Source organism: Anabaena sphaerica FACHB-251 (assembly GCF_014696825.1).
In the GTDB taxonomy this organism is placed as follows: Bacteria; Cyanobacteriota; Cyanobacteriia; order Cyanobacteriales; family Nostocaceae; genus RDYJ01.
The window spans coordinates 17,819-27,353 of sequence record NZ_JACJQU010000035.1 but is presented as its reverse complement, the minus strand read 5'-3'; the positions used below and the strand labels follow the sequence as shown (position 1 = coordinate 27,353).

General features: G+C 41.7%; 7 protein-coding genes and 1 pseudogene. 5 read left to right on the top strand and 3 right to left on the bottom strand.

From position 1 onward, the window contains the following. The first annotated feature begins 191 nt into the window (after positions 1 to 191). The 3 genes and pseudogenes from purL to H6G06_RS26420 form a co-directional block, all read left to right on the top strand. On the top strand, positions 192 to 2,600 hold the full coding sequence (purL, locus tag H6G06_RS26430; protein ID WP_190565029.1) for a phosphoribosylformylglycinamidine synthase subunit PurL: 2,409 nt from the start codon (positions 192 to 194) through the stop codon (positions 2,598 to 2,600). A 263-nt stretch (positions 2,601 to 2,863) separates the two neighbouring features. Next, the gene (gene purF, locus H6G06_RS26425; RefSeq protein WP_190565028.1) at positions 2,864 to 4,342 is read left to right on the top strand and encodes an amidophosphoribosyltransferase; all 1,479 of its coding nucleotides are present in this window, start codon (positions 2,864 to 2,866) and stop codon (positions 4,340 to 4,342) included. A gap of 283 nt (positions 4,343 to 4,625) precedes the next feature. Beyond that, positions 4,626 to 4,769: pseudogene (locus H6G06_RS26420) on the top strand (nitroreductase family protein); the annotation flags it as partial. 91 nt (positions 4,770 to 4,860) lie between these two features. On the opposite strand, the gene H6G06_RS26415 reads toward H6G06_RS26420, so the two are convergent. From H6G06_RS26415 to H6G06_RS26405, 3 genes are all read right to left on the bottom strand, one after another. Next, complete coding sequence (locus H6G06_RS26415; RefSeq protein ID WP_190565027.1) at positions 4,861 to 5,142, bottom strand: hypothetical protein; 282 nt, start codon at positions 5,140 to 5,142, stop codon at positions 4,861 to 4,863. Positions 5,143 to 5,218: 76 nt separating this feature from the next. Beyond that, on the bottom strand, positions 5,219 to 6,265 hold the full coding sequence (locus H6G06_RS26410; RefSeq protein ID WP_190565026.1) for an ABC transporter permease: 1,047 nt from the start codon (positions 6,263 to 6,265) through the stop codon (positions 5,219 to 5,221). Between the two features lie 84 nt (positions 6,266 to 6,349). Next, the gene (locus H6G06_RS26405) at positions 6,350 to 6,868 is read right to left on the bottom strand and encodes an adenine phosphoribosyltransferase (protein ID WP_190565025.1); all 519 of its coding nucleotides are present in this window, start codon (positions 6,866 to 6,868) and stop codon (positions 6,350 to 6,352) included. A gap of 446 nt (positions 6,869 to 7,314) precedes the next feature. Between H6G06_RS26405 and H6G06_RS26400 the strand changes: the two genes are divergently transcribed. Then, on the top strand, positions 7,315 to 7,941 hold the full coding sequence (locus tag H6G06_RS26400; protein ID WP_190565024.1) for a DUF3038 domain-containing protein: 627 nt from the start codon (positions 7,315 to 7,317) through the stop codon (positions 7,939 to 7,941). Next, entirely contained in the window at positions 7,938 to 9,392 is a 1,455-nt protein-coding gene (locus H6G06_RS26395) for a DUF4335 domain-containing protein (RefSeq protein ID WP_190565023.1), read from the top strand. Before H6G06_RS26400 ends, H6G06_RS26395 begins: the two co-directional genes overlap by 4 nt. Positions 9,393 to 9,535: the final 143 nt, after the last annotated feature.

Sequence of the window (9,535 nt, the reverse complement as noted above, 5' to 3'; positions counted from 1 at the left end):
TTCACTCTCTGCTATTTCAATTTTAAAAGTACGGCTCATGGTTATTTTGATTTATCAAGTTTGTTTTCTCTATTATATGCAGCTTCATATTAAATTGGTATGACATCAATTAAAATTTATTGACCAGATTAAAAAAAGAAGTCGGGGATCTCAGATAGAATATTCCTCTGTCCCCTTGGTGCATAACAGCCATGACCACCGCACAAAATCCCTTTTCTCCCCAAGAAATAGCCTCAGAAGGCATTAAACCAGAAGAATATACAGAAATTGTCCGCCGCTTAGCCCGTCACCCCAACAAAGCCGAACTAGGTATGTTTGGGGTGATGTGGTCAGAACATTGCTGTTATAAAAATTCCCGCCCTTTACTCAAACAGTTTCCCACCACAGGACCCCGCATTCTCGTTGGACCCGGTGAAAATGCAGGTGTTGTGGATATCGGCGATGGACTGCAATTAGCATTTAAAATAGAATCCCATAACCACCCTTCAGCCGTTGAACCCTTCCAAGGCGCTGCAACCGGAGTAGGTGGTATATTAAGAGATATATTCACAATGGGGGCGCGTCCCATAGCTTTATTAAATTCTTTGCGTTTTGGTGATTTAGATGATCCGAAAACCCAAAGGTTGTTTACAGGTGTTGTAGCGGGAATTTCCCATTATGCTAACTGCGTTGGGGTTCCCACAGTTGGCGGTGAAGTATATTTTAACTCTGCTTATTCCGGTAATCCCTTAGTCAACGTCATGGCACTGGGATTAATGGAAACACCAGAAATAGTCAAATCCGGTGCTTCTGGTATTGGTAATCCTGTCTTATATGTGGGTTCAACCACCGGACGGGATGGCATGGGAGGCGCGAGTTTTGCCAGTGCAGAATTAACAGATGAGTCAATGGATAACCGTCCCGCTGTGCAAGTGGGAGATCCATTTTTAGAAAAGTCCTTAATTGAAGCTTGTTTAGAGGCATTTAAAACCGGGGCTGTGGTTGCGGCTCAAGATATGGGTGCGGCTGGTATAACTTGTTCTACTTCAGAAATGGCTGCCAAGGGTGGCGTAGGTATTGAATTTGACTTAGATAAAATTCCGGCGCGGGAATTGGGAATGATACCTTATGAATACCTGCTTTCGGAGTCTCAAGAAAGAATGTTGTTTGTTGCCCATAAGGGACGAGAACAGGAATTAATTGATATTTTCCACCGTTGGGGACTGCAAGCAGTGGTTGCAGGTACAGTAATTGCAGACCCTATTGTCAGGATTTTGTTTAAAGGCAAAATTGCCGCAGAAATTCCCGCTGATGCGTTAGCAGAAAATACGCCTTTGTATGAAAGGGAACTATTAGCAGAACCTCCAGAATATGCCCAAACCTCTTGGCAATGGACATCTGATAGTTTACCTCCATGTAATGCTACGGGTATTGAAATCGGGGGGAAGTTGCAAAGTTGGCAGGATATTTTATTAACTTTGCTAAGTACACCTACCATTGCTTCTAAAAGCTGGGTTTATCGCCAATATGACCATCAAGTGCAGAATAACACCGTATTATTACCCGGTGGTGCAGATGCGTCTGTAGTTCGTCTCCGTCCTTTAGAAACAAACCCCAATCTAAAATCTAGTATCCAAAATCTAAAATCGGGTGTTGCGGCTACAGTAGATTGTAATTCTCGTTATGTTTATCTTGATCCCTATGAAGGGGCTAAGGCGGTGGTGGCGGAAGCTGCACGGAATCTTAGCTGTGTGGGCGCTGAACCCTTGGCTGTGACGGATAACCTCAATTTTGGTAGTCCAGAAAAACCCATTGGTTATTGGCAGTTAGCGTCCGCTTGTCGGGGTTTGAGTGAAGGTTGTAGTGAGTTAGGAACGCCGGTGACTGGGGGAAATGTTTCTTTGTATAATGAAACTTTTGATGATCAGGGAAATCCTCAACCAATTTATCCGACTCCTGTTGTGGGAATGGTTGGTTTAATTGAAGATTTGGATAAAATTTGTGGTCAAGGTTGGAAAAATTCAGGTGATGTAATTTACCTTTTAGGCGTACCAGTTCAATCCAAAATCGTTCGACTGAGCGAAGTCGAAGTCCAAAATCCAAAATCTAAAATTGAATTGGGTGCTTCTGAGTATTTAGCAACGATTCATAATACTGTTGCGGGAAAACCGCCCAGAGTTGATTTTGATTTGGAACGCAGTGTACAAAAAGTTTGTCGTGAAGGTATTCGCGGTGGTTGGGTGCGTTCAGCCCATGATACTTCTGAAGGTGGTTTAACGGTAGCTTTGGCAGAATGTTGTTTAAGTGGCAACTTGGGGGCAGAAATTAATTTAGAAATCTCCGCAGATCATGATTCCCGCTTTGATGAAGTGCTGTTTGGTGAAGGTGGGGCGAGAATTTTGGTTTCTGTGAGTAAGGAAAATCAAGAAATTTGGGAATCTTATTTACAGGAACATCTGGGACAGAATTGGCAAAAATTAGGTGTGGTTGCTAACTTGGAAACAGATTTGACGGTTTCCACTACTGATAATCAAGAGTTAATCAAGGTTAGTATCAAAGATATGAGCGATCACTATGATCGGGCGATCTCTCAACGTCTCGCTCTCTATGCCAATACATAACTAGGATCAAAGTCAAGGATCAAGCATGAAAATTTACAATTTCTACTTTATCCTTAACCAAATTACGGTACTGTTTTAATGGATGGTTAAAGATTTGTTAAGAGGTAGGAAGAAGGTGACAGGTGACAGTAAAGAGGAGGGTAATAGGATGTAGGTAAAGAATTTTCTCCCCTACTCCCCTGCTCCCCTGCTCCCTTGCGCCTCTGCTCTCTTCCCAATCCCCAATCTCCAGTTACGACACCCCACCAGGAGCAAAAACCAGCATGATTCCCCAGCATTCCGTCACTTTCGATCAATCTATGAACATGATTGAAAATCGCGCTGACAAGCCAGAAGAAGCTTGTGGTGTTTTTGGCATCTACGCCCCAGAACAAGATGTTGCAAAAATGACTTATTTTGGATTATATGCTCTCCAGCATCGGGGTCAAGAATCTGCTGGTATTGCGACCTTTGAGGGAACGCACGTACACCTACACAAAGATATGGGACTGGTTTCGCAAGTCTTCAATGAAACCATTTTAGAAGAGTTGCCAGGTAATATTGCGGTTGGTCACACCCGTTATTCTACTACCGGTTCTAGCCGCAGGGTGAACGCCCAACCTGCTGTAGTAGAAACTCGTTTAGGTAATGTGGCATTAGCACATAATGGTAATTTAGTCAATACTGTACAATTGCGAGAAGAATTACTCAAGAGCAATTTTAACTTAGTTACAAGTACAGATTCAGAAATGATTGCTTATGCGATCGCAGAAGAAGTTAATGCCGGTGCAGATTGGATAGAAGGTGCTATTCGTGCTTTTCACCGCTGTCAAGGTGCATTTAGTCTGGTGATTGGTACACCTGATGGTATCATGGGAGTGCGTGACCCTAACGGCATTCGTCCCTTGGTCATTGGCACTTTAGATAGTGATCCAGTGCGTTACGTTCTCGCTTCTGAAACTTGCGGTTTAGATATTATCGGTGCTGAATATCTGCGCGATGTCGAACCAGGTGAGTTAGTTTGGATTACCGAAAACGGTTTAGCTTCCTTCCCTTGGAATCAACAGCCTCAGCGCAAATTGTGTATCTTTGAAATGATATACTTTGCCCGTCCTGATAGTTTGATGCACAACGAAACTTTATACAGCTATAGGATGCGGTTAGGACGGAGATTAGCTGAAGAATCGCCCATAGAAGCAGATATAGTTTTTGGTGTACCTGATTCTGGCATACCTGCGGCCATTGGTTTTTCCCAAACATCGGGTATAGCTTACGGTGAAGGCTTGATTAAAAATCGCTACGTCGGACGGACATTTATTCAACCCACCCAAAGTATGCGCGAATCGGGGATAAAAATGAAATTGAACCCCCTGAAAGATGTTTTGTTCGGTAAGCGTGTAGTAATAATTGATGATTCTATCGTCAGGGGAACTACTAGCCGTAAACTCGTTAAAGCCTTGCGTGATGCGGGTGCTGCGGAAGTACACATGAGAATTTCTTCCCCTCCTGTAACTCATCCTTGCTTTTATGGAATTGATACGGATACACAAGATCAATTAATTGCTGCTACCAAGTCAGTAGAGGAAATAGCGAAGCAGTTACAAGTAGATACTCTCGCTTATTTGAGTTGGGAAGGAATGTTAGAAACAACAAGAGAAGATACTAATAGTTTCTGTTCCGCTTGTTTTACTGGTGATTATCCTGTGGCTATTCCTGAACAGGTGAAGCGTTCTAAATTGATGTTGGAAAAAGCTGTAGTTTAGGTAATTGTATCATCTTGTGGGGTGGGCATCTTGCCCGCCTCAATCTTGTATTGTCTCACGCAAATACGCAAATACGCAAAGAGGAAAAGGAAGATATTTTCTATTTCATCCATTCTCAGGTTTTAACTACCAAAATCAATTAAAAATAACGGCGTTGCTGAAACCAGGTATGAATTTAGGCGTAGAGACGTTCCGTCGGAACGTCTCTACAACAGTTTGGATATCATCAAAAATCATTTTCATACATCAAATCAGCAACGCCAAAATAACTTACCATTTTGCTATTGGTGCAGAGAATAACTCAGATATAGGTATTGCAGTGGTTGTACCTGTAGGATATGCAGCCGAACCCCGTTTAAATCCTGGTCGTCTACCATTCTCAACTAACGTTGTTGTGGATAAAATAGACAATCCATATCAAGATTAATTAGACATCGCAATGAGGTTTCTATATAGTTTAACAGCACGAATATAATAGACTTCCCAAAAATTAGGGATAATTCATGAATTGTCCTTACTCAACCATGTTGCAAAAACTCAACGTTAGGTAATAAAGGATCATTTACCATCCCCACACCAGCAAAACCCCAACGTTTCAACAAACTGCCTACCTGTGAACCAGCAATAGATTCTACAGTCAAACGGCTTGCTAAATCACCAGCATGGGTATTTAAATAACTGAGAGCATCAAAATCTTCCTTAAACAATAATAAGTACCCTGATTTATCATCATCTACTCGCGCTGTCAGATATTTACCATCTGTTCTTGACCGTATAATATAATAAACTTCCGAAAGCATAATTTTTAATTCGTAATTCTTAATTCGTAATTTTTTAATGTTCCCTGTTCCCTGTTCCCTGTTCCCTATGTTCTGACTAATTCAAATCTTCTAATTTAATTCTTGGATCAGCCGCTTTTAACATCAAGTCAGCAATTAAATTACCAAGAATCAATAAAACTGCACTCATCACCAAACTAGCCATTACTAAATATTGATCTTTTGCTAAAACAGCTTGTAAAGTCAACTTCCCTAAACCTGGCCAGTTGAAGAAGTTTTCTGTAATAAATGCACCACTTAACAAACTTGCTAATTCAAAACCCAATAAAGTAATTAAAGGGTTAATAGCATTCCGCAAAGCATGAACATAAATAACGCGGTTTTCTGGTAGTCCTTTAGCACGAGCAGTTTGAATATAATCTTGCCGCAAAACATCCAATAATTGACCGCGCATAATCCGCTGTAAACCTGCAAAACTGGTGATACTTAAAGCAATTAAAGGTAAAATCATGTGCCAACCGATATCTAAGATTTTACCCAGCCATGTGAGTTCAGCGTGATCAATACTAGTCATGTTACCCACCGGAAACAGTGGGGTAGTAATTTGGGCAAAGAATAATAGAAATAAAGCAGTAATAAAACTGGGAAAACCCTGTCCAGCATAGCTTAAGACTTGCAAAATCTTGTCAGTGGGAAGATTTTGTTTAACAGCAGCGAGGATACCTAGAGGAATAGCTATAGCCCAGGTTATAAATAAAGAAGCGATCGCTAACAACAAAGTCGCTGGTACTCGTTCCCATAACAGGGAAGATACAGAACGCTGATAAACAAAACTCGTACCAAAATCACCCTTAGTAACAATTTGCCTCAGCCACAACCAAAACTGTTCCGGCCAAGACTTATCTAAACCAAATTGTTGCCTAATTTCCTCAATCCGTTCCGGGGAAATCTTCGGGTTTTGTCGCAGCGTGTCTACATAATCCCCCGGAGACAACTTCATGATAAAAAACGACAAAGCCGATGCTAGAAAGATCGTTAATAGAGCCTGCAATAGCCGTTTTATTACATAAACAAAAGTCTCATCTGTCACCAGCTTAATTAGCCAATCTCTACCAGTCTCCAAAGAAATTTTTGTATTTGTCATTAGTTCAGTTATCAGTTATCGCTGTTCACTGTTCACTATTCTCTATTCTCTCTTACACTGTCACCTGTCACCTGTCACCTATTCCTAATATTCAACCAAGGAGATAATCGGCACATCCGGTAGATATTTCCGCCCTTGCAAATCCCTTAGCTCGATGATAAACCCAAAGCCTACAAGTTCGCAGCCAATCTTCTGTAACAACTTAGCCGTAGCACTTGCAGTTCCACCCGTAGCAATCAAATCATCTACAATCAAAACCCTGCTACCTGGACTTAAAGCATCCTGATGCACTTCCAAGCTGTCTGTACCATACTCTAGTTCATAATCAATACTATGAACTGCTGCTGGTAACTTTCCTCTTTTGCGAACAGGAATAAAACCAGATCCTAATTTATAAGCCAGAGGTGCGCCAAAAATGAACCCCCGTGATTCCATTCCCACAACACAATCAGCTTGAATTTCCAATTCAATACATTTTTGTGCTAAAAAGTCAATAGTATAGCGCAAACCTTCAGGATCACGCAGTAGGGTGGTAATATCCCGAAATAAAATTCCAGGCTTAGGAAAATCCGGTATGTCACGAATCAGAGATTTTAAATCCATATTTGTCAGTAGTCAGAGGGAATAGAGGTGAGCGGTTTGGGGTTTGGGAATCAGCAGGAGTCTTTGGATTATGAATTATGAATTTTGAATTTTGAATTCATATCTCCCCAATCGCCAGTCCCCAATTCCATGAAAAATCGTACACTATAATGTCATCTCCTGGAGATTATTGCTCTGAGTTTCGTCAATCATTGACAATAACTGAGAATTTAACCCAAGCTAGAGATGTATTTGTACCGTTAACGTAGTTAAGTAGGTAGGTGAACTGATGCTTTAAGAGTTTCAATACAGTATACGGAAATCTTGGTATAACAAGAGTAAGTATTGTATATATTGGGATGCTTATGCCATAACCACAAGCCTGCGTTCTGGTTTGGCTATCTATCTTAAATTTTGTTTTACTCATTTCACTCAGTTTGTTGGAATAGCACAAGGTATTTTAGAGAATGAATGTCTCCGCAAGCGTAACGTCACCAAATAGTCCAACTCCTGAGGCCATGCCGATGATTCTGGATACATTACCAGATCCAGCGATCGGTCCCAAGGGATGCCCCCGCAGAACCACATTGGAAATAGACCTGATGTTACTGGCAATTGAAGCCTTAGAACTAGGTGGTTCTGAAGCTATCCTCGCTTTTGCTCAAGAGTTAGACCTGACAGGAATTATTAAGAATCGGGTCAATTTATGGCGAATGCGTGCTTCTAACCCCTTACGACGAGCGCACAGCCGTCGTCCCTTAACCATCATGGAAGCAAAAGCTTTAGTAGTTATTGCCTGCTACATAGCGCGGCGGTTAACAGTTGTCATCCGCCAGCTATTAATGATATATCAGCAATTGTCTGAAAAGCAGATTCCACTAGAGCAAAATTTACGTCTGGCTAATTACCTGGAGAGGTTTAGAGCACATTTTAAAAGCCGGATGAATGCCAGACGTTCTGTTTTACTAACATTAAACTCAGACGAAAAATTAGATGAACTGGCTATAGATTTATTAGCAAAATTACTATTCTGCACAGGTACAGCTGGAATGCAGCGTTTTTGGATTTCTCTTTTTGACGGTGAAGTGGAATGAATATTCAACGTAAGTACAGTTTACCTAATTGCACGCTGCTCTTAGAGGGGTTAAGTGATGTTGCCCCCTCAACCCAATTTCAAGACCTGCGTCCAGAATTATCGATATTGGTGAATGCAGAATGCTATTTATCTAGTTATAGTCAGCCTATAACCGGAGGGCGGGAATTTTTTGAGAGCTTGGTGAGGGCAGTAAGTGCCTATGCTCAAGAATTTTTAAGTAATGTACCCAACCCCCAAGCACACAACGGTGACTCAGAGTTAGTAGAGTTACAAAAAATTGAAAGCAACAGACATAGGTTGATTGTGCATTCAGATATTACCGCTGACGGTTTGGAATCTTCATCAAACCAAGTTAAACAGCCACCTATTCAAATTGATTTGAATACAGTGCAGTTGTTTGATTTAGTCGAGTCCGTAGATCAGTTTTTTGCTGATACCCAAACCTTACCAGAATTAACTCTGGAACTACAACCTGTCACCAGACGCTATGGTGGTACTAGTCAAGCTTTATTGAAACAAGCTGTACCAGCAGCCGTAGGAGTATCAAGTTTGGTAGTAGCAGCGGTGGCCTTTAGCTTAATTCCTCCTCCCCAGGTACGTCCACCGGAACCTAAGCAGGAGGAACAAACTAGCACAGCAATACCAACAGCCTCACCTACACCAACTACATCACCCACAGACTCACCTACACCAACTACATCACCCACAAACTCACCTACACCAACTACATCACCCACAGACTCACCTACACCGATTATCAAAGATTTAGAAGCAGTTCTAAATACAGTTCCAGAAATTACTGATCCCTCCCAGCTACGGGCATTAAATCGCCAAGTTTATAACCAAATTCATCCAGTTTGGAATAATCGTACTGAAATTACAGAAGATTTAGTCTATCGCTTGGGTGTAGCTGCTGATGGTAGCATCATTGGTTATAAAGCCGTCAACCAAAAGGCTAATGACGAAATAGAAAAAATTCCACTGCCGAAGCTGCTATACAATCCTGCCAACCGCAGCATTAGCAACGAACCGATGGCTCAATTTCGAGTAGTCTTTACTAGACAGGGTGTGCTGGAAGTCAGCCCTTGGCTGGGATATACCAGAAAACCAGATGTAATCGGCGACAAAATCACTGACTCCAGTACAGTCAAAGACTTAAACCAAAAGCTCTACAATACAATTCGCCAAAATTGGAGCGTTACACCCACGTTTAACAAAGAATTGAAATATCGGGTAGCGGTAAACAAAATTGGTGTCATTGCTGACTATGAACCACTTAACCAAGTCGCTTTTGACTATTTTCGGGAAACACCTTTACCACAGATGTTCCAATCTGAGTACGGCTCAAACTTAGCGGCTCCCAACAACAAAGAACCTCTTGCCCATTACCAAGTAGTATTTAAAGCTAACGGTACTCTGGAAGTCACTCCGTGGCAGGGATACAGGTAAATGGGGACTGGGGACTGGTGACTGGGGACAGTGAATAAGCAGGGGTGCAGGGGTGCAGGGGTGCAGGGTGCAGGGGGAGGTTAATAACCCAATTACCAATTACCAATTACCAATTACCAATTACCAATTACCCATTACCAATT